This is a genomic window from Streptomyces sp. NBC_01013 (assembly GCF_045162765.1).
In the GTDB taxonomy this organism is placed as follows: domain Bacteria; phylum Actinomycetota; class Actinomycetes; order Streptomycetales; family Streptomycetaceae; genus Streptomyces.
On the sequence record NZ_CP108687.1, the window covers coordinates 4,577,194 to 4,598,071 of the forward strand.

Below are 20,878 nucleotides of genomic sequence, written 5' to 3' on the forward strand. Positions count from 1 at the left end.
ACCGGCCCCCGGCCCCGCCACCGCACCCCTTTCGAAAGGACGCCCGCCGTGCGCCATCTGATATCCATCGACGACCTCACCGACGAGGACCTGAGGGCCGTCGTCGCCCGCGGTGCCCAGTTCAGCGCCGAAGGGGCCTCCGGCGCCCGCCCGCTGGAGGGCGACATCGCCGGCATCTACTTCCGCCGGACCTCCACCCGCACCCGCACGGCCTTCTCGGCCGGCGCACTGCGGCTCGGTGCGCAGATCGTCTCGTACGGTCCCGGCGACCTCCAGCTCAACACTGGTGAGACCAGCGAGGACACCGGCCGGGTCATGTCCCGGATGCTCGACGTGCTCGTCGCCCGCACAGCGGACGACCCCGCCGAGATGCGGGCCTGGGCCACCCAGAACCGGATGTCCGTCGTCAACGCGATGAGCGCCGACGAGCACCCCACCCAGGCCCTCACCGATCTGACCACGCTCCTCGGGCAGTTCGGCCGGCTGGAGGGGCTGCGTGTCCTGTACGTCGGGGAGGGCAACAACACGGCCTCGGCCCTGGCCCTGGCCCTCACCCGGTTCCCCGGGGTCGAGCTGGAGCTGCGCACCCCACCCGGATACGGGCTCGCGGAACGGTTCCTGGCGCGGGCGACCGAGCAGGCGGAGCGTCATGGCGGCCGGTTCACCGAGCGCCACGACATGGCCGCGCTGCCCGCCGGTCAGGACGCCATCTACACGACGCGCTGGCAGACCACCGGCACCAACAAGCCGGACGCGAACTGGCGTGAGATCTTCGCACCGTTCCAGGTCGGTGAGGCGCTGTGGGAGGAGAGCCCCAAGGCCGTCTTCCTGCACGACCTGCCCGCGCACCGGGGCGACGAGGTCACCGCCGACGTCCTGGACGGCCCGGCGAGCATCGCGTTCCAGCAGGCCGAGAACAAGATGCACAGCGCCATGGCCGTCCTGGAATGGTGCCGCCGCGGTCCCACCGGCTCCACGGCCGGTGCGGGGCGTTCGTGGTGACCCTCGCCCCCCAGTCGCCGGCCGAGGTCCGCCCCGAGCTGCCGCCACTGCGCAAGAACCGGGACTTCGTCCTGCTCTGGTCCGGCGCCGGCATGTCGTTCCTCGGCACCCGGGTCACCGCCGTGGCGTATCCGCTGCTCGTGCTCTGGCACACCCGCTCGCCGATCTCCATGTCCCTGGTGACCTTCGCCGCCCTGCTGCCCGCGCTGCTGGTGCAGCTGCCGGCCGGCGCCCTCGTGGACCGGTGGGACCGGCGTCGCGTGATGGTGGTGTGCGAGGCGGGCCGGGCGTTGGCGCTCGGCACGGTCGCGGCCGCGGTGCTCACCGGCCGTGTCTCGGTCGCGCACATCGCCGCCGTGGCCTTCGTCGAGTCCTGCCTCACCGTCTTCTACCGGCTCGCCGAACGCGGGGCCGTACGCAACGTGGTGGCCGAGGAACAGCTGCCGCAGGCGCTCGCGCAGAACGAGGCGCGAGGCCGCGCGGCGGGTCTCCTCGGCCAGCCCGCCGGCATCCTCTTCTACACGGCGGTGCGCTGGGTTCCGTTCCTGTTCGGCGCGGTCGCCTACTTCGTCTCGCTGGTGACCCTGCTGTTCATCAAGAAGGAGTTCCAGGGAGAGCGGACCGCGGCCCGCAAGGCGCTGCACCGCGAAGTCGGCGAAGGCATGGCGTGGTTGTGGCGCCAGCGGTTCCTGCGCACGGCGCTCGGCTTCGTCGCCGGCACCAACGCGCTGTTCCAGGTCCTCAGCCTCGCCGTGATCCTGATGATCAAGGACGAGGGGCGCTCGGAGGCCGTGCTCGCCGTCGTCGTGACGGGCGGCGGGATCGGCGGCATGCTCGGCGCCATCACCGGCGGCTGGTGGATGCGCCGCTGCAGCCAGCGCACCATCCTCGTCGGCGGTCTCGCCGTCTGGGCCTGCCTGATGACGGCCATCTCCTTCACCCACGCCGAACCGCTGCTGCTCGGCCTGCTGTTCGCCGGGACCAGCCTGGTCGGCGCCGTCTTCAACGTCGCCGCCGCCGTCTACCAGGTGCGCACCACGCCGGACGAGTTCCAGGGCCGCGTCGCCAGCACGGCGAACCTCATCTCCTCGGGCACCAACTCGCTCGGCGCGCTCCTCGCCGGTCTCGCCCTCGAACTGTGGGGCGCGGCCGACTCGATCCTGCTGACCGGCGGCGCGATGGCGCTGCTGGCCCTGGGCGCCGTACTCAGCCCCGCCCTGCGCTCCGAGGACGCACCGGCGGACACCGAAGCCCCAGGGGAGAAGAGGAGTCGAACATGACCGGTCCCGACAGCGCGGCCTGGTTCCGGGTGCACCGGAGGTCCGTGGAACCACGGCTGCGCCTGGTGTGCTTCCCGCACGCCGGCGGCACCGCCCAGCTCTACCACGGCTGGCCGTCGCGGCTGCCGAACGACATCGAGGTGCTCGCCGTCCGCTACCCCGGCCGGCAGGACCGGCTGTCCGAGCCGTGCGTCGAGGACATGGCGACCCTCGCCGACCTGGTCACCCGGGCGCTCGTCCCGTACCTCGACCTGCCGGTGGCCCTGTTCGGCCACAGCATGGGCTCCGCCGTCGCCTACGAGGTGGCGTTGCGCCTGGAGGCCCGGCACGGCACCACGGCCGCCCGCCTGATGGTCTCCGGCCGGGCCGCGCCGCACCGGGCCCGGCCCAGCGGGCTGCACGAGGACGACGACGACACGCTGATCGCGGGCGTCCGCAGTCTGGGCAGTCTGGGCTCCGAGGTCTTCGACATCCCCGAACTGCGTGAGCTGCTGCTGCCCGCGCTGCGTGCCGACTACCGGCTCATCGAGACGTACCGGCCGAACGGTCCGGCACCCGTACGTGCCCCCATCGGCGCGTACATCGGCGACAGCGACCCCGGTTCCGGCCGGGAGCGCGCGTCGGTGGAGGCATGGGCGGAACTGACCACCGCGGGCGGCTTCAGCCTGCGGTCCTTCCCCGGCGACCACTTCTACCTCGACCCGTGCGAGGCGGAGCTGACGGCCGACATCGCCCGTCACCTGGAGGGGGTGGGGAGAAATAGAAAAATCATAGCTTTCCCCTAGAAAATTGGAGAATAGTGAAGGGATCAGCCCATGACTGAACAGCAGATCTGGTCGCCACTCGAGATCGAGGCCGAGCTCGCCGGCGGTACGGATGAACTCGTCGAACGCCTCAAGGCGATGGGCGACGAACTGGGAGACCTCCTCGTGCAGGAGAAGGCTCTGGTCTTCCGCGGCTTCGGGGTGACCCCCGGAGCTCTGGACGACGTCCTCGACCTGCTGCTTCCGAACCGCCTCGCCTACGTGCACGGCAACTCGCCGCGCACCAAGGTCGGCAGCAACGTCTACACCTCGACCGAGTACCCGCAGGAATTCACCATCTCGATGCACAACGAGATGAGTTACGCCCACGCCTGGCCGTCCCGGCTCGCCTTCTACTGTCAGATCCAGCCCGGCAGCGGCGGTGCGACTCCGGTGCTCGACTCCGAGGTGTGGCTCAACTCCCTCGACGAGGAGGTCAGGCAGGCCTTCGCCGGCGGAGTCCGCTACACCCAGAACCTCCATGACGGCTTCGGACTCGGCAAGAGCTGGCAGGACACCTTCGAAACCGACAGCCGCGAGACGGTCGAGGCCTTCCTCGACGGCACCGGAGCCGGCTGGGAGTGGAAGGCCGACGGCGGCATCCACGTCGAGTCGGTCCGCCCGGCCACCACCCGGCACCCGGTCACCGGCGTCGAGGGCTGGTTCAACCAGGCCGACCAGTGGCACCCGGCCGGCCTCGGCGACGACACCGCCGCGGCTCTCGCCCAGATCCTCCCCGAGGACGAGCTCCCGCAGAACGTCACCTTCGCCGACGGCAGCCCGATCCCCGGCGAGTACGTGACCCAGATCCGCGACCGGGGTCTGGCCAACGCCATCGACGTCGACTGGCGGACCGGTGACCTGCTCCTCATCGACAACGTGCTGCTCGCCCACGGCCGCCGGCCCTTCACCGGCGCACGCCGCGTGCTGGTGGCGATGTCGGACTGATGACGCATGACTGCCGAGACTGCTGAGCTTGAACGGCTGCGGGCCGAGGACGCCGTCCACATCTGGCGGGGCCGTGCACCGGACGTGCTGCTCGCTGAGGACATCGCCCTGCTCTCCGCCGCCGAGCTCGATGTCGTACGACGCAGGTCGCAGCAGGCCGCCGTCCGGTACGCGGGAGCACACGCGGCCCTGCGCCGGATACTGGCCCGCTACCTGGGCGTGCCCCCCGAGAGCATCAGGCTCGGGCGGCAGCCCTGCCCCCGCTGCGAGCACCCCGACCACGGGCGCCCGCGCATCGACTGGCCGCCCAGCGGCCTCGACTTCAACCTGTCCCGCTCCGGCGGGCACTGGCTGCTCGCCGTCGTCGCCGACCAGCAGGTGGGCGCCGACATCGAGGACGGCAGGGCCGTCGACGTCCAGGGTGCGTCCACCATCGTGCTCACCGACGACGAACTCGCCCACATGCGGGCCCAGCCCACCGAAGAGCTCCGGCTGGACGCCTTCTTCCGCTGCTGGACGCGCAAGGAGGCCGTGGTGAAGGCCTCCGGCGTGGGCATCGTCGCCGACCTGTCCGCCCTGGACGTACGTCCCGCCGACGACGGCCCCGTCCGCGTCACGCACGTCGAGCCGAACGGCCCGGACACCTGGACGGTGCAGAACCTGCCCGCCGGCCCCGGACTGTTCGCCGCCCTCGCCAGAGAGGCCGGCAGCACGGGCCCCGTGCTGCTCCGGGACTACCGGCAGGAGTTCCCGAACCAGCCGTACGCCGACGCCACGGACGACGACCCGTACGACCCCGCACTCCACGACACCGAGATGGAAGGAGCCCACGCCACATGACCGCCGTTGAGTTCACCGCGGTGCCGGGCACCCCCGGCGCCTCCGTACACACGTTCCTCCAGGAGAACCACGACAAGCTGCGCCGTGTCCTCGCCGAGCACGGAGCGATCCTGCTGCGCGGCTTCGAGGTCGGCGGGGTGGACGGATTCGACGGTGTGGTCCGCGAGTTCTCCCGCTCGGCGCCACTCACCTACGCGGAGCGCTCCTCCCCCCGGTCCACGATCAAGGGGCAGGTCTACACCTCGACCGACTACCCCCAGGACGAGGAGATCTTCCTCCACAACGAGAACTCCTACCAGGCCGCCTGGCCTCGCACCCTGTACTTCTTCTGCATCGAGCCGGCCCTCACCCAGGGCGCCACCCCGCTCGCCGACATCCGCGAGGTCTACCGGCACATCGACCCCGACATCCGCGAGGAGTTCGCGCGCCGCGGCTGGCGCGTCGTGCGCAACTTCCACGCCGAGTTCGGGGTGCAGTGGCAGGAGGCCTTCGGCACCACGGACCGCGACGCGATCGAGGAGTACTGCCGCGGCAAGGGCCTGGAACCGTACTGGCGCCCGGACGGCGGGCTGCGCACCACCGCGGTGCGGCGCGCCGTGCACACCCACCCGGAGAGCGGCGCCCCCGTCTGGTTCAACCACGCGACCTTCTTCCACGTCACCTCGCTGGCCCCGGAGATCCAGGAAGGGCTGCGGGAGATCTTCTCCGAGGAGGACCTGCCGACCAACACGTACTACGGGGACGGCGGGCGCATCCCCGACGAGGTGATGGACCACCTGAGGGCGGCCTACCGCGCCGCGTCCACCCGGTTCGACTGGATGCGCGACGACGTCCTCATCGTCGACAACATGCTCGCCGCCCACGGCCGCGAGCCCTTCACCGGCCCGCGCAAGATAGCCGTCGCCATGGCAGAACCGTGGGAAGGCTGAACGGGACGGCTCAGGAGGCGGCCGGTGTGCCCCCGCTGCGCAGGAACCGGGACTTCCTGCTCCTGTGGTCCGGGGCCGCCGTGTCCTTCCTCGGCACCCGGGTCACCGGAGTCTCCTACCCCCTGATCGTCCTCTGGCACACCGACTCACCCCTGGTGATGTCGGTGGTGTCGTTCGCGGCCCTGCTGCCCCTGCTGCTCGTACAGCTGCCCGCGGGCGTGCTCGTGGACCGCTGGGACCGGCGGCGGCTGATGGCGCTCTGCGAGACCGGCCGGTTCCTGGCGCTCGGGAGCGTGGCGCTCACCCTGGCCGCCGGACGCTTCTCGGCGGTCCAGCTGGCCGCCGTGGCGTTCGTCGAGACGAGCCTGGCCATCGTCTACCGGCTCGCCGAGCGCGGCGCCGTGCGCAACGTCGTCGACCCCACGCAACTGTCCGCCGCCCTGGCACGGAACGAGGCACGCGGGCGCGCATCGGTCCTGCTCGGCCAGCCCGGCGGCGTCCTCCTGCAGAGCGCGGCGCGCTGGGCCCCCTTCCTCTTCTCCGCGCTCGCCGGACTGCTGTCCCTGGCCACCCTGCTGCTGATCAGGAAGGACTTCCAGGAGAAGCGCACGAGCGCCGCCAAACCGCTCCGCGCCGACCTGGCCGAGGGCCTGCGCTGGCTGTGGCGGCGCAGGTTCCTGCGTGCCGCGCTCGCCTTCGTCGCGGGCAGCAACCTCCTCCTCCAGGTGCTGCCGCTCGCCCTGGTCGTCCTCGTCAAGGAGGAGGGCCGCTCGCAGGCCACCGTGGCCCTCATCGTCGGCGTCGGCGGGGCCGGCGGGATCATCGGCGCGCTGAGCGGCGGCTGGTGGCAGCGCAGGACCCGGCTGCGTACGGTGCTCGTCGCCGGCCTCAGCACCTGGGCGGCGCTGATCGCCGCCATGTTCCTCACCGCCCAACCGCTGCTCCTCGGCGTGCTCTTCGCCGGCACCGGATACGTCACCGCCGTGTTCAACGTCGCCGCCGCCGTCTACCAGATCCGCACCACACCCGACCGGCTCCAGGGCCGGGTCGCCGCCACGTCCCACCTCGTCGCGACGGGCGCCAACGTGCTGGGCGTCGTGCTCGGTGGGCTGATCCTCTCGCTGTGGGGAGCTGCCGCGGCCTTCCTGCTGCCCGCCGCCGTGATGGCGGTACTCGCCGTGAGCGCCGCACTCACCCCCGCTCTGCGTACCGAAGACTCGCCGACCGACCCTCCGACCGTGACCACGAAGGAGCCAGGGCATGAGCCAGCACGCTGACCGGGACGAGCGAAGCGCGCGACTCCGGGCCGAACTGCTGAGGCGCCGTCTCGAAGGAAGGCGGGCGGGCGTCGGGCGCAGAACGGTCCGCCCTGCCGACCGGAGCGGCCCGCTGCGACTGTCGTGGGGCCAGCAGCAGATGTGGTTCCTGAACCGCCTCGAACCGGACAGTCCGGAATACCTCGTCCCCCTGGCCCTGCGCCTGCGCGGACACCTCGACACGACGGCGCTCGACCGGGCGTGGAACGGATTCCTGGCACGCCACGAGATCCTGCGCACCCGCTACGCACTCGACGGCACGGAGCCGGTGCAGATCATCGACCGGCCCCGGACGGTGCGGCTCGACACCGAGGACCTCACCCACCTCTCCGGCCGGCCGCAGGAGGTGGCACTGCACGACCGGATCGCAGCGGCCTGCGCGGCCCCCGTCGACCTGGCCCGCGAATGGCCGATCCGCGGCCGGCTCCTCACACTCGCCGACGACGACCACGTGCTGATCGTCGTGGTGCACCACATCGCCTGCGACGCCTGGTCGGCACACCTGTTCGCCCAGGACATCAGCGGCTTCTACAGTGCCTCGGTGGGCGTCACCGGGGCGGAGCCCGCGCCCCTGGAGTTCCAGTACGCCGACTACGCGGCCTGGCAGCGCGAGCAGCGGGACGAACCTTCCGCGACACGTCATCTCGCCTACTGGCGAACCCAGTTGGACGGCCTCACGCCGATCGACCTGCCCGCCGACCGGAGCCGCCCCGCCGTCCGCGACGCCACCGGCGACACGGTGGGCCACGCGCTGCCCCCCGAGCTCACCCGGGCCGTGCGCGACGTGGCCAAGCGGCACGACACCACCCCCTTCGCAGTACTGCTCGCCGCCTTCCAGGCCCTTCTCGCCCGCTACACCGGCCGCGACGACATCGCCGTCGGCACCCTCCTGTCGGCCCGCAACCGGCCCGAGTGGCAGAACCTCTTCGGCTACGGCGTCAACAGCCTCGTACTGCGTGGGCGGTGGCACGGCGACCCGTCGTTCTCCGAACACCTCGCCGCCACACGCCGGACGGTGCTGGACGCCTTCGAGCACCAGGACCTCCCGTTCGCCCAGCTCGTCACCGAGCTGGAGCCCGAGCGCGACATGTCCCGCACCCCGCTCTTCCAGGTGCTCTTCACCCTGCGGGAGGAGACGGTCGACGACTACCGGCTGCCCGGCGTCACACTCCAGTCCCTGCGCCCGGCAGCCGCCCCGGCACGCTTCGACCTCGCGCTGACCATGGACGAGGGGCGCGACGGGGCTCTCGCCGCCCGCCTGGAGTTCGCCACCGCCCTCTTCGACCGGGCCACGGCCGAACGGATGCTCGGACACTACGTACGCCTGCTCACCGCCGCCGTGACCCACCCCGCCACGCCGCTCTCACGCCTGGACCTCCTCGGCGAGACCGAGCGCGCCCTGTTGGCGGAGCGGCCGCGTGCCGCGTGCCCTCCCGTCACGCGGCGGGTGCATGAGCTGTTCGAGGAGCAGGTGGCGCGGACGCCGGATGCGGGGGCGGTGACCTTCGGTGAGGTCACGTGGTCGTATGCGGAGCTGAACGTGCGGGCGAACCGGATCGCGCATGTGCTGCGGGCCAGGGGGGTGGGCCCGGAGGATCTTGTGGGGGTCTGCCTGGAGCGTGGTGCGGATCTGTTGCCGGCGCTGCTGGGTGTGCTGAAGTCGGGTGCGGCGTACGTGCCGCTGGACCCGGCGAATCCCGCGGACCGTCTCGCGTACATCGTTCAGGACGCGAACGCGCCGGTGGTGCTGACCACTTCTGCGCTGGCGGGTGTCCTCGAGGGGCGTTACGAGGGCGAGGTCGTCGCTCTCGACGCCGAGGCCGAGGTCCTCGCGGCCCAGCCGGGTACTGATCCGGGTGTGGCGGGCAGTCCTCAGAACCTGATCTACACGATCTACACGTCGGGTTCGACGGGGCGTCCCAAGGGGGTGGCTCTCACTCACGAGAACGTGGTGCGGCTTCTCGCGCGCGGTCAGGAGCACTATGCCTTCGGTGGCGGCGATGTGTGGCCGCTGTTCCACAGCTACGCCTTCGACGTCTCGGTCTGGGAGATGTGGGGTGCGTTGCTGCACGGGGGGCGTCTGGTGGTCGTTCCCTTCGCGGTCACGCGTTCGCCCGAGGAGTTCCTCGACCTGCTTGTCGAGCAGGGCGTGACTGTCCTCAACCAGACGCCTTCGGCGTTCCGTTCGCTGGTGGGTGCTGCCCGGGACGGTGATCCGCGGGTGGGGTTGCTGGCTCTGCGTGCGGTGGTGTTCGCGGGGGAGAAGCTGGAGGTTTCCGAGCTCGTGCCGTGGGCGGAGCGCGTCGGCCTGGACCGTACGGCTCTGGTGAACATGTACGGGATCACCGAGACCACGGTGCACACCACGTACCACCGGCTCACCAAGCGTGACCTGGACCCGCAGGCCGGCAATCCGATCGGCCGGCCGCTCAGTGACCTGCGCGTCCACCTCCTCGACCACAACGGGGACCTGGTGCCGATCGGGGTGCCGGGTGAGATCCATGTGGCGGGCCCGGGTGTGGCGCGCGGGTATCTGAACCGTCCCGAGCTGACCGCCGAGCGTTTCGTCCCTGACCCGTTCGGTCCGGCCGGTTCGCGGCTGTATCGCAGTGGTGACCTGGCGCGGCGGTTGCCGGACGGGAGTCTGGAGTTCGTCGGGCGTGCGGATGACCAGGTGAAGGTCCGGGGGTTCCGGATCGAGCTGGGTGAGATCGAGAGTGTGCTGGGGTCGCATCCGGGGGTGCGGGACGCGGTTGTGGTGGTGCGTGAGGACGTGCCGGGTGACCGGCGTCTGGTGGGTTATTTCGTGTCTGCCGGGGTGGGGGAGGTGCCGGGGCTGGGTGAGCTTCGGGCGCATCTGTCGGCGTCGTTGCCTGAGTACATGGTGCCTGCGGCGTTCGTGCCGTTGGAGGTGTTGCCGTTGACGACGAACGGCAAGCTCGACAAGCGGGCTCTGCCTGCTGTGGAGGGTGCCGCGCTGGGCAGTGACCGTGTGTTCGTCGCGCCGCGCACGGCGACCGAGGAGCAGATCGCGGGTATCTGGCGTGAGGCTCTGGGCGTCGAACGGGTGGGTGTCGAGGACGGCTTCTTCGACCTCGGCGGCGACTCCATCCGGGCGGTGGCATTGGTCGGCGCACTGCGCGCGGCCGGATTCGACGTCGCCGTGCGCGACATCTTCGACCACCGCACGATCGCGACGCTCGCGGAACTCGTCGCCACACGCGGCCGGGCCGTCGTCCAGTCGGCCGTGGCCCCCTTCGAACTGCTCGGTACCGGTGACCGCGAACATCTTCCGGCCGGACTCGCCGACGCGTACCCGATGTCGCAGACCCAGATCGGCATGGTCGTCGACATGGTCGCCCACGACCGGAACGCCCACTACCAGAACGTCGCGTCCACGCGGATGCGCGCCGAGGTGCCGTTCGACGTGGGTGCGCTCCGCGCCGCCGCTTCGACGGTGACGGCACGCCACGACGTGCTGCGCACCTCGTTCGACCTGAAGTCCTGTTCCGTACCGGTTCAGTTGGTGCACGCGTCGGCCGAGATGCCGGTGGCCGTCCGGGACCTCCGCGGCCTGGGGGTGCAGGAGGCGGCACAGAGCATCGAGGCCTTCCACGCGGCGGAGAAGGCCAGGACCTTCGACCTCGCAGCACCCCCGCTCTTCCGGCTGACGGCCCACCTGGTCGCGGACGGCGGCTGGTGGCTCTCGGTCACCGAGTTCCACGGCATCGTCGAAGGCTGGAGCTACCACTCCCTGATCCAGGAACTGCTCGCCCTGTACCGGCAGGTGCTCGACCACGGGGAGGCCGATCGGTATGTCGCGCCGGGGGTCAGGTTCGCCGACTCCATCGCGGGTGAACTGCGCTCGCTCGCCTCGGACGAGGACCGCACGTACTGGCGCCGGACTGTCGAGGAGCATGCGAAGTTCACCCTCCCCGCCGGCTGGGGGGCTCCGGACCTGCCCGTCGAGCACTTCTGGGTCTCCGTACCGTTCGACGATCTGGAGGGCCGGCTGCGGGCCCTGGCGACGGAGGCGGGCGCCTCACTCAAAAGCGTCCTGGTGGCCGCGCACGGCAAGGTCCTGAGCCTGCTCACCGAGCTGCCTGCCTTCACGGGCGGCGTGGTGGTGCACACCCGCCCCGAGACGGCCGATGCCGACCGCATCTACGGCATGCATCTCAACACCGTGCCGTTCGCGTTCGACCGCGGGGCGCGGACCTGGCGCGAACTGGTCGGCCGCGCCTTCGAGCGGGAGGCGGCGCTCTGGCCGCACCGCCGCTTCCCGATGCCCGAGATGCAGCGCATGGCGGGCGGGCAACGGCTCGTGGAGGTTCTGCTCAACCACGTGGACTTCGACCGGCTGGAGAGCGAGGCGGTCGATCTGGACAGCCTGATGGCGCCGGGTACGACGGAGTTCGATCTCGCGGTCACCACGGTGTCTCGCCGCATCGGTCTGAAGACCAACACCGGGGTGCTGACCCGTGCGAACGCGCGCAGGATCGCGGAGCTGTACCGGAAGGTGCTCGAATCGATGGCGGCGGACCCGGACGGGGACGCGGCCGAGGCATTCCTGGCACCGGACGAGCGGGAGCTGCTGGAGCGGGTCAATCGGACGGAGTACGAGGCCGAGACGCGTTCGGTGCTGGAGCTGTTCGAGGCGCAGGCGCTGCGGACTCCGGAGGCCACGGCCGTGCAGTCGGACGAACTCATCCTCAGCTACGCGGAGCTGGACGCCCGTGCGAACCAGGTCGCGCACTACCTGCGGGATCAGGGAGCCGGCCACGAGTCGCGGGTGGCGGTGGTCCTGGACCGAGGTCCTGAGCTCATCGCGTCCCTGCTCGGGGTGTGGAAGGCGGGCGCGGCCTACGTGCCGGTCGATCCGAGCGCCCCGGCCGAGCGGATCGCGGCGATCGTGGAGACGTCGGGTGCGCGGGTGGTCCTGGACGCGACGCGGCCTTCGGTGGCGCAGCTGCCGGTGACGGCGCCGGAGCGGGTTGATGATCTGGACCGGCTGGCGTATGTGATCTTCACGTCGGGTTCGACGGGGGTGCCGAAGGGTGTGGAGCTGCCGCACCGCGGGCTCGTCAACCACGTCGCCTGGGCGGCGCGGGAGTTGGCGTCGCGGGGTTCGGGTGGTGCGCCGTTGTTCTCTTCGGTGGCCTTCGATCTGGTGGTGCCGAACTTGTGGGCGCCGTTGGTGGTGGGGCAGGCGGTTCACACGGTGTCCGGGTCGGTGGACATGGCTGATCTGGGTGCGCATCTGGTGGCGCGGGGCCCGTACAGCTTCATCAAGCTGACGCCGGGGCATTTGGAGATCTTGGGGCATCAGCTGGATCCTGCGGCGGTGGCGTCCTTGGCCGGGGTCGTGGTGGTGGCGGGTGAGGCGCTGTCCGGTGAGGTCGCGGGCCGTTGGTCCGCGGTGCTGGGTGCGGGCCGGCTGGTCAATGAGTACGGGCCGACCGAGGCGTCGGTGGGTACGTGTGTCTTCCCGGTGACCGAGGCGGAGTCTTCGCAGGTCGTGCCGATCGGTTCGCCGTTGCCGAACATGACGATGTATGTGCTGGACGGGCTGTTGCAGCCGGTTCCGGTGGGTGTGGCGGGGGAGTTGTATGTGGGTGGGACCGGTGTGGCGCGTGGTTATGCGGGTCGTGCGGATCTGACGGCGGAGCGTTTCCTGCCGGATCCGTACGGGCCTGCGGGTGCGCGGTTCTACCGGACGGGTGACCTGGTGCGGCAGCGGGTGGACGGGAACGTGGAGTTCCTGGGCCGGCTGGATGACCAGGTGAAGATCCGTGGTTACCGTGTCGAGCTGGGTGAGGTGCAGGCCGTGCTGGCCGCGCACCCGGGCGTGCGTGAGGTGTTCGTGACCGTCCACGAGACGGACACGGGTGACAAGCAGCTCGTGGGCTACTACGTGACGCAGGACGGCCGGCCGGTCGAGGACCTGGGCGCGTTCTGCGGGCTGCGCCTGCCGGACTACATGATCCCGTCGGCACTGACACCCCTGGCCGCCCTGCCGCTGAACGCCAACGGCAAGGTCGACCGCCGCGCCCTGCCCGCCCCCGGCAGGAACACATCCCCAGCCCGCCCGTTCGTCGCTCCCCGCAGCCCCGTCGAGGAGCGATTCGCCGCTGTCTGGTGCGAGGTGCTGGGGGTCGGCCGGGCCGGTATCCAGGACAGCTTCTTCGACCTGGGCGGCGACTCGATCCGTGCCGTCGCACTCGTCGGCGCGCTGCGGGCGGAAGGCTTCGATCTCGACGTACGGGACGTCTTCGACCGCCGCACGATCGCCGCACTCACCGAACTCGTCGCCGGGCGCGCTCCCGCCGTCGTCCGTGCCCCCGTGGCGCCCTTCGAACTGCTGGGCGCCGATGACCGGGAACGCCTCCCGGCCGGGCTCACCGACGCCTATCCGATGGCGCAGACCCAGGTCGGCATGGTCGTCGAGATGCTCGCCGACGAGAGTCTGCACCGCTACCACAGCGTCTCCTCGTTCCGGATCAGGGACGAGGAGCCCTTCGACGACGCCGCTCTGCGTGCGGCCGCCGGAGCCGTCGCCGCACGCCACGAAGCCCTGCGCACGTCGTTCGATCTCAACTCCCTCTCCGTGCCCGTACAGTTCGTGCACGCCGAGGCCGAGGTACCGGTGGCCGTCCACCCCCTCCCGGCGGGCCTGGACGCCGAGGGCGTCCAGGAGGCGCTCCGTACGTTCCAGGCCGACGAGCGCTCCCGCCCCTTCAGGGTCACCACCGCCCCCCTGCTCCGGCTCGCCGCACACCCGGAGGCCGACGGAGCCTGGTGGCTGTCGATGGTGCGCTGCCACGCGATCACGGAAGGGTGGAGCCACTACAACCTGCTCATGGAACTCCTGGACTGCTACCGGCAGTTCCGCGACACCGGCTCCCTTCCCGCGCCCCCGCCCGCTCCCGCGATCCGTTACGCCGACTTCGTCGCGACCGAGCGGCGCGCCCTGGACAGCGACGAGGACCGTGCCTACTGGGCGGGCGTCGTCGACAGCCATCCCACGTTCGTGCTCCCGGCCGGCTGGGGGGATCCGGACCGGCCGCCGGGGGAGCGGGTGCGGCGCCGCGTCGCGATCCATGACCTGGAGCCCGGCCTGCGGGCGCTCGCCGCCCGCGCCCAGACGTCCCTCAAGAGCGTGCTGTTCGCCGCGCACCTCAAGGTTCTCGGAGCTCTCACCCATGAGGAGTCCTTCACCTCCGGGCTCGTGTGCGACTCCAGGCCCGAGGCAGCCGGCGCCGACAAGGTGCACGGGATGTACCTCAATACCGTGCCCTTCCCTCACGACCAGGCTCGTACGGTCGGCAGTTGGGTCGGCCTGGTGCGTTCCGTCTTCGCCCGGGAGGTCGAACTCTGGCCGCACCGGCACTTCCCGATGCCGGAGATGCAGCGAGGGGCGGGCGGCCGGCGACTCGTCGACGTGTCCTTCAACTACCTGGACTTCCGCCAGGTCGACACCGAGCTGGTGGACGTCGCCCCGACGCTCGCCGAGGGCGGCACGGAGTTCGACCTCGCCGTGACGACGCTCGCCGGAAGCCTGGCCCTGAGCAGCAACGCCGGTGTCCTCGGCGAGGCCGACGCGGACCGGCTCGCGGAGATGTACCGCCGGGTCCTCGAAGCGATGGCGGCCGACCCGGACGGCGCGGCGGACGAGGACCTCCTCGCCGTACAGGACCGCTCGCTGCTGGATGCCCTGCACACCCCTGTGTACAAGCGAGAGGACCCCGCCCCGCTGCCGGACCTCTTTGCCGTGCAGGTCGCCCGCACCCCGGACACGGTGGCTCTCGTACACGGCCGTACCACCGTCCGGTACGGCGAGCTGGACGCCCGGGCCGACCGCATCGCCCGTGTACTCCGGGCGCGGGGGGTGCGCAGGGGTGATGCGGTCGGGGTGCTGCTGGGCCGTGAACCCGATCTGGTGGCGTGCCTGCTCGGGGTGTGGAAGGCGGGTGGGGCGTACGTTCCGCTCGATCCCGCGGCACCCGGCGAGCGGCTGCGGTTCATGCTCGGGGACGCGCGGGTGCACACGCTGCTGACCCGGCGCGACCGGCTCCCGGACGGTCTGCACCACCCGGGTGCGGTCCTCCTCGACGAGCTGCCGGACCCGGAGACGGGCCCCGGCCGGCCCCCGGGTCACGCCACGGACCCCGGTCACCTCGCGTACATCATCTACACCTCCGGCTCCACGGGCCGTCCCAAGGGCGCCCAGATCACCCACGAGGGCCTCGCCCACCGGGTGTCGTGGGCCGTGAGTGAACAGGGAATCGGCCCGAGCGACCGGGTCCTTCAGAAGACGCCGACCGGATTCGACGCGGCCGGATGGGAACTGTTCGCTCCACTGATCTCCGGCGGCACCGTGGTCCTCGCCCCGCCCGGGGCCGAACGCGACCCGCAGGCGCTCCTGCGGGCCGTCGCCGACCATCGGGTCACGGTTCTCCAGGTCGTCCCGTCGGTGCTGCGGCTGCTGACCGGAACGGCGGGCTGGGAGGCGTGCACCCAGCTGCGGCTGCTGTGTTCGGCGGGTGAGGAGCTGGACGGCGAACTCGCGGTCCAGGTGGGGAAGCTGCGGCCCGGGCTCCAGCTGTGGAACACCTACGGGCCCACCGAGTGCGCCGTCGACGCGACCGCGCACGCCGTGCGGGCCCCGGTGACCGACGCCCCGGTCCCGATCGGCCGGCCCCTGCCGCACGTGGGCGTGCAGATCCTCGGCCCCACCATGCGACGGGCGGCGGTCGGGGTGACCGGGGAGCTCCACATCGTGGGCGCCGCGCTCGCCCGCGGCTACCGCGGCCGCCCCGACCTCACCGCCGAGCGCTTCGTGCCGGACCCTTACGGCCCGGCGGGCGCCCGCATGTACCGCACGGGCGACCTGGCGCGGATCGCCCCGGACGGGACCCTCGTCCACGCGGGCCGCACGGACGACGAGGTCAAGATCAACGGAGTCCGGGTGGCGCCCGCGGAGAGCCGGGCCGCGCTGCTCGCCCTGCCCGGCGTGCGAGACGCGCTCGTGCTGCCCCGGCAGGCCTCCGACGGCACCGGGCCACGGCTCGTCGCCTACGTGGTCGCGACGGTCGACGGCGCCGCACTGCGGCAGCTGCTCTCCACCCGGCTGCCCCCGGCCTTCGTACCCACCGCGTTCGTGCACCTGGACCACATCCCGCTCACCGTGAACGGCAAGCCGGACCGCACCGCCCTGCCCGCACCCGAACCGGCCGCCGACCGCGCGTACGTCGCCCCGGCCACCCCCGTCGAGCGCGCCCTCGCCACGATCTGGTCCGAGGTGCTCGGGCTCGAACGAGTCAGCGCGCGGGACAACTTCTTCGACTACGGCGGGGACTCCCTGCTGGTCATCAAGGTCATCGGCGCGGCTCGCAGACGCGGGCTCCCCGTGACCCTGCGGATGCTGTACGAGTACGACACCCTGGCCGACCTGGCCGGAGCCGTCGACTCGCTGACGGAAGGACAGGACATGACGCCCGACTCACCACCGGTGGCCGCCCCCGAGCTCCCGCAGGCTCTGCCGCGCATCTCCAGGGCCGACCTGGAGGAGGTCATGGCGGCCCACCGCATCCCCGGGGTCGCCGTGGCCCTGCTGAGCGGCGGCGAGGTCGTGTCGGTGGAGGGGTACGGGGTCACGGCCGCCGACCGGCCCGAGCCGGTCACCTCCCGTACCGCGTTCCAGGTCGCGTCCGTGAGCAAACACGTCACCGTGCTGGCCGTCCTGCGGCTGGTGGCCGAGGGCGAGCTGAACCTCGACGGAGACATCAACCGCCACCTCACGAGCTGGCAGGTCCCCGACGACGCCCGCATCACGCTGCGGGAACTCATCAGTCACCAGGGCGGTCTGAGCCACGTCGCGCCCACCAACTTCCTGCCCGGCGAACTCATGCCGACGATCCCCGAGATCCTGCACGGCCGACTGCCCGCCACCAACGAGCCGGTACGCGCCGTGCATCCCGCGGGCACCACCTTCAAGAAGAGCAACATCAACTTCTCGGTGCTCGAACAGCTGCTGCTCGATGTGACCGGCGAACCGTTCGGCGCGATGATGCGGCGGCTGGTCCTCGACCCGCTCGGCATGGCCGACAGCACCTTCGACCAGCGGCACCCCGTCACCGCCACCCACCCCGTCGCCGTCGGCCACGACACCGAGGGCGAGCCGATACCGGGCCGCTGGCGGGTGCGCAACGAGGTCGCGGCCGGCGGCCTGTGGGCGAGTGCCGAGGACCTGGCCAAGGTGTCCCTGGAGATCCGCCGGGCCTACCTCGGCGAACCGGGGACCCTCGTCGGCCGCCCGCTGGCCCAGCAGATGCTGACCATCTGGCACCCCGGCAGCTTCTACGGCCTAGGCACCGTACTGGACGACACGGCAGGAGACGTGGAGTTCGGGCACGGCGGCCGCACGGTGGGCTACCGGGTCGGCACCTTCACCCGCATCGACAGCGGGGAGGGCCTGATCGTGCTGACCAATTCCGAGAACGGCAAGCACGCCAACACCTACGTCGCGGACGCCGTACGGCGCACCGGCGGCGGCCTCGGCACCGGCGAGGCGATCGCCGCCTGGGTGAAGGGCACCGATGAACCGGTCGAGCCCGCGGTCTCCCATGAGTGAGAGGGCGGCCGTCACCGGGACAACGGCCGAGCGGCTGCGCCGGGCCGTCGGACAGCGGCCGGACGGCGAGGCGACGGCCGTGCTCGTACGGGCCGAAGGACCCGAGGGGCCGTGGTCGGCCGAGTCCGGGGTCGCCGACGTCACCACCGGCGAACCGGCACGGCTGGAACACCGGTTCCGCATCGGCGGGGTGACCAAGACCTTCCTCGCCGCGACCGTCCTCTCCATGGCCGAGGACGGCCTCATCGACCTGGACGAACCCGTCGACCGGCAGTTGCCCGGCCTGCTCCGGGCCCCCGTCACCACGCGCCGGCTCCTCGACCACACCAGCGGACTGGCCGACGAGAGCGACGTCCGCTACAACGACACCCCGTGGTTCCTGCGCCACCGCCTCGACAGCTTCACCCCCGAGCAGTTGCTCGCCCGGCCCCTGCGGCAGCCGCTCGACTTCGCCCCCGGCACGGCCCAGCAGATCACCCGCGCCAACTACGTCGTCGCCGGCCTGCTCGTCGAGCAGGTCAGCGGACGCGGATACGCGCAGGAGATCGAGGAGCGCGTACTGCGGCCGCTCGGGCTGGACGCCACCACGCTGCCCGGCGCGGACCCCGCCATGCCGGCACCGCACCTGCGCGGGTACGAGGACGGCTCGGACATCACCGAGCACAGCCCCACCATCCACGGCGCCGCAGGCGAGATGATCTCCACCGTGCCCGACCTGGACCGCTTCCTGAGCGCCCTCCTCGGCGGCGAGCTCCTGGGCGAACAGGCCCTCGCGCAGATGTTCCGGGTGCCGGACGTCCCGTACGTCAAGGGCGGGCGTGCCTTCTGCGGGGCCGGGCTGGACAGCATGACGCTGCCCACGGGGACCACCGTGTGGGGCATGGCGGGCGTCGTCCACGGATACCTGGCCGGCATCGGCGCCACCCGGGACCTCGGGCATCGCGTCGTCTACATGATGGCGCCGCGCACCCGGGGCACCCTGCGCGTGCCGCCCGCGGTGCAGGCGATCCTCGCGGCGGCGTTCTGAGCCACGACGGCGGCGGGCCGGGCCCTCCCTCTCGGGAGGTGCCCGGCCCGCCGCCGTCGTCGTGGTGGGGTGCCGTGGGGCTCAGCCCGCGGCGCTCAGCTTCACGTTGCCGCCGTCCGTGTGCAGCGTGATCTTGCGGGTGGACGCGGGGTCGGTCTTGATGTCGACCTTCGACGAGCCACCGTTGCTGGTGGCCTTCACCGCGTACGCCTCGGCGGAGGGCACCTGCACCGACACGTTGCCGGCCCGGGTGTCGATGTCCACGGTGTCCGGTGCCGCCGCGAAGCTGGCCTCGATCGCGCCGCCGTTCCCGTCGACGGTGAACCGCTTGGCGGTGATCCGGTCCGCGGTGACCTTGCCCCCACCGGACTTCACCTCAAGAGCGCCGGCGAGCCCGGACACCGTGACGTCCCCGCCCTTGCTCTCCAGGACCGCCGCGAGGGACTTCGGCACCTCCAGGGTGTAGTCCACCTTGCACGTGGAGGCCCCGCCGTCCTTGGCGCAGCCGTCCCCGGGCGCCAGCACCAGGGTGCCGCCCCGCGTGGTGTGCTCCGTCTTCGGCTTGTCACCGCTGTACGACACCTTCTCGGTGACCCGTACCGTGCTGCCGTCACCGGCGACGATCTTGATGTCGCCGCCCGGGGTGCGCACGTCCAGTGCCGACACCTTCCCGGTCACGTCGTACGAGGTGCTCTTGTTCTTGGATCCCTCCTCACCGGGCTCGCAGCCGGTGGCGAGTACGGCGGCGGAGAGGGCGAGGACGGCGACGGACAGGTGGCGGGTGCGGAGCTTCATGATGGCCTCTTCTTCTTTCGGTGCTCGGGACGACTTCAGGTCTGCGCGGTTGCGGGGCCAGGGCCCCTCGTCGGGATCAGGCATGATCCGAACGAGCGGTCCTAGGAGAGAGGGCGGCGGTTCACGGACCGGCCGCCCTCGCGGTAGGAGGCGTGGGAGAAGGAGCCCGGGGTCTGGGCGACCCACACGCCGCCGAGGACCTGGGCCCGGACGACGGAACGTGTGGTCCCGGTGCCGGGGAGCGGACCCGTGAACACCACGGTCGGCGCGGCGCCGCCGGCCGGCAGACGCCCGGCCACCAGCGAACGCTGCGGGCACGTCTCGACATAGCTCTGGGTGTTCGCGACCGTCGACATGTGGACTCCCAAGTGACTTGGCCCCGCCGCTGCGGCGCTCCGACTGCTGACACAACAAAACCGTGAGTCGGGGGTCCGGCACATTGCGGCGGAACAGAGTCTTCGGGGTAGGGCCAGGCATACCCCGGAAGTAGAACTGGGCTGCTGGGCGCGGGGGGTAGGGAATTTCTACGGTGGAGCCATGGCAATCCTGGAAACGAAATCGGTGTGGGTGGCGGTCCGCCGCCCCGGGTTCCTGTTCTCGTCCTGGCCGTGGCGGGCGACCGCCTACCTGCTGAGCAGCACGCCGGTGGGCCTGGCCGGGCTGATCGCGATACTCACCGCGTTCGCGGTGGGTGGCGCTCTCACCGTCGTGCTCGTGGGGGTGCCGCTCCTGCTGGCGGCCCTGCTGTCCGGCATCCCGATGGGCGTGATCGAGCGGCGCCGGCTGGGGATGGTCGGACACCACGCCCTGCGCGCCCCGCACGAGGATCCGCAGGAGCCGGGGATCGGCCCCTGGTTCAGGCAGCGGATCGGCGAGGCCGCCAGCTGGCGCGAACTGGCGTACACGCTGCTGTTCGTCACGGTGCTGTGGCCGCTGGACCTGCTGGCCGTGGTCTTCGCGCTCACCGTTCCCGTGGGCCTGATGGCCACCCCGTACATGCTGGCCGCGTACGGCGGCGGCGAGTCCACCATGGCGCTGAAGCAGTGGGCCGTCACCTCGTATCCGCAGGCCTGGGCACTCGCCGCCCTCGGGCTGCTGCTGCTGCCGGTCGCGGCCTACGCGCTGACCGTGGTGGCCGGCGCCCGGGCCGGCGTGGCGCGGAAGCTGCTGACCTGACCGGGCACGGGGTGTCATCCGCCAGCCTCCTTCCGCGGCGCTCACGTTGATTCATTCAACGGGGCGCCGCGGTGGCGCGCCCGGCGTGTCAACTGGCAGCACCCTGCCCGGGCAGGACCTTGCGAGCCC

General features: G+C 71.6%; 12 protein-coding genes. 10 read left to right on the forward strand and 2 right to left on the reverse strand.

Annotation, left to right across the window (positions count from 1 at the left end; genetic code table 11):
- Positions 1-48: 48 nt before the first annotated feature.
- Genes OG538_RS19875 through OG538_RS19915 form a run of 9 tightly spaced genes read left to right on the forward strand, consistent with a single transcriptional unit; the run spans position 49 to position 18,778 of the window.
- Positions 49-1,002, forward strand: coding sequence for an ornithine carbamoyltransferase (locus OG538_RS19875; RefSeq protein WP_406095423.1), 954 nt, complete (start codon positions 49-51; stop codon positions 1,000-1,002).
- On the forward strand, positions 999-2,282 hold the full coding sequence (locus tag OG538_RS19880; RefSeq protein ID WP_406095425.1) for an MFS transporter: 1,284 nt from the start codon (positions 999-1,001) through the stop codon (positions 2,280-2,282). Before OG538_RS19875 ends, OG538_RS19880 begins: the two co-directional genes overlap by 4 nt.
- The gene (locus tag OG538_RS19885) at positions 2,279-3,067 is read left to right on the forward strand and encodes a thioesterase II family protein (protein WP_406095427.1); all 789 of its coding nucleotides are present in this window, start codon (positions 2,279-2,281) and stop codon (positions 3,065-3,067) included. The genes OG538_RS19880 and OG538_RS19885 overlap by 4 nt, the downstream gene beginning before the upstream one ends.
- A 30-nt stretch (positions 3,068-3,097) precedes the next feature.
- Positions 3,098-4,033, forward strand: coding sequence for a TauD/TfdA family dioxygenase (locus OG538_RS19890; protein WP_406095429.1), 936 nt, complete (start codon positions 3,098-3,100; stop codon positions 4,031-4,033).
- 6 nt (positions 4,034-4,039) lie between these two features.
- The gene (locus OG538_RS19895; protein ID WP_406095431.1) at positions 4,040-4,873 is read left to right on the forward strand and encodes a 4'-phosphopantetheinyl transferase family protein; all 834 of its coding nucleotides are present in this window, start codon (positions 4,040-4,042) and stop codon (positions 4,871-4,873) included.
- On the forward strand, positions 4,870-5,802 hold the full coding sequence (locus OG538_RS19900; RefSeq protein WP_406095433.1) for a TauD/TfdA family dioxygenase: 933 nt from the start codon (positions 4,870-4,872) through the stop codon (positions 5,800-5,802). The genes OG538_RS19895 and OG538_RS19900 overlap by 4 nt, the downstream gene beginning before the upstream one ends.
- A complete protein-coding gene (locus OG538_RS19905; protein ID WP_406095435.1) occupies positions 5,790-7,079 on the forward strand; it encodes an MFS transporter in 1,290 nt (429 codons plus the stop codon). Before OG538_RS19900 ends, OG538_RS19905 begins: the two co-directional genes overlap by 13 nt.
- The gene (locus OG538_RS19910) at positions 7,063-17,751 is read left to right on the forward strand and encodes an amino acid adenylation domain-containing protein (protein ID WP_406095437.1); all 10,689 of its coding nucleotides are present in this window, start codon (positions 7,063-7,065) and stop codon (positions 17,749-17,751) included. Before OG538_RS19905 ends, OG538_RS19910 begins: the two co-directional genes overlap by 17 nt.
- The gene (locus OG538_RS19915) at positions 17,744-18,778 is read left to right on the forward strand and encodes a serine hydrolase domain-containing protein (protein WP_406095439.1); all 1,035 of its coding nucleotides are present in this window, start codon (positions 17,744-17,746) and stop codon (positions 18,776-18,778) included. The genes OG538_RS19910 and OG538_RS19915 overlap by 8 nt, the downstream gene beginning before the upstream one ends.
- Positions 18,779-18,859: 81 nt before the next feature.
- Here OG538_RS19915 and OG538_RS19920 read toward each other — a convergent pair whose 3' ends face one another.
- Together OG538_RS19920 and OG538_RS19925 are read right to left on the reverse strand one after the other, a co-directional pair.
- On the reverse strand, positions 18,860-19,573 hold the full coding sequence (locus OG538_RS19920) for a DUF4097 family beta strand repeat-containing protein (protein ID WP_406095441.1): 714 nt from the start codon (positions 19,571-19,573) through the stop codon (positions 18,860-18,862).
- Positions 19,574-19,674: 101 nt separating this feature from the next.
- Positions 19,675-19,929 carry a hypothetical protein gene (locus OG538_RS19925; RefSeq protein WP_406095443.1) on the reverse strand — a complete coding sequence of 85 codons (255 nt, stop codon included), beginning with the start codon at positions 19,927-19,929 and terminating at the stop codon, positions 19,675-19,677.
- A 181-nt stretch (positions 19,930-20,110) separates the two neighbouring features.
- On the opposite strand from OG538_RS19925, the gene OG538_RS19930 reads away from it, so the two are divergent.
- Positions 20,111-20,749 carry a sensor domain-containing protein gene (locus OG538_RS19930; protein WP_406095445.1) on the forward strand — a complete coding sequence of 213 codons (639 nt, stop codon included), beginning with the start codon at positions 20,111-20,113 and terminating at the stop codon, positions 20,747-20,749.
- The last annotated feature ends 129 nt before the right edge of the window (positions 20,750-20,878 follow it).

Bases quoted from the DNA above. Each gene is read 5' to 3' on its own strand.
- OG538_RS19885 (WP_406095427.1), top strand. From the start codon at position 2,279: ATGACCGGTCCCGACAGCGCGGCCTGGTTCCGGGTGCACCGGAGGTCC.
- OG538_RS19890 (WP_406095429.1), top strand. From the start codon at position 3,098: ATGACTGAACAGCAGATCTGGTCGCCACTCGAGATCGAGGCCGAGCTC.
- OG538_RS19895 (WP_406095431.1), top strand. From the start codon at position 4,040: ATGACTGCCGAGACTGCTGAGCTTGAACGGCTGCGGGCCGAGGACGCC.
- OG538_RS19900 (WP_406095433.1), top strand. From the start codon at position 4,870: ATGACCGCCGTTGAGTTCACCGCGGTGCCGGGCACCCCCGGCGCCTCC.
- OG538_RS19910 (WP_406095437.1), top strand. From the start codon at position 7,063: ATGAGCCAGCACGCTGACCGGGACGAGCGAAGCGCGCGACTCCGGGCC.
- OG538_RS19915 (WP_406095439.1), top strand. From the start codon at position 17,744: ATGAGTGAGAGGGCGGCCGTCACCGGGACAACGGCCGAGCGGCTGCGC.
- OG538_RS19920 (WP_406095441.1), bottom strand. From the start codon at position 19,573: ATGAAGCTCCGCACCCGCCACCTGTCCGTCGCCGTCCTCGCCCTCTCC.
- OG538_RS19925 (WP_406095443.1), bottom strand. From the start codon at position 19,929: ATGTCGACGGTCGCGAACACCCAGAGCTATGTCGAGACGTGCCCGCAG.
- OG538_RS19930 (WP_406095445.1), top strand. From the start codon at position 20,111: ATGGCAATCCTGGAAACGAAATCGGTGTGGGTGGCGGTCCGCCGCCCC.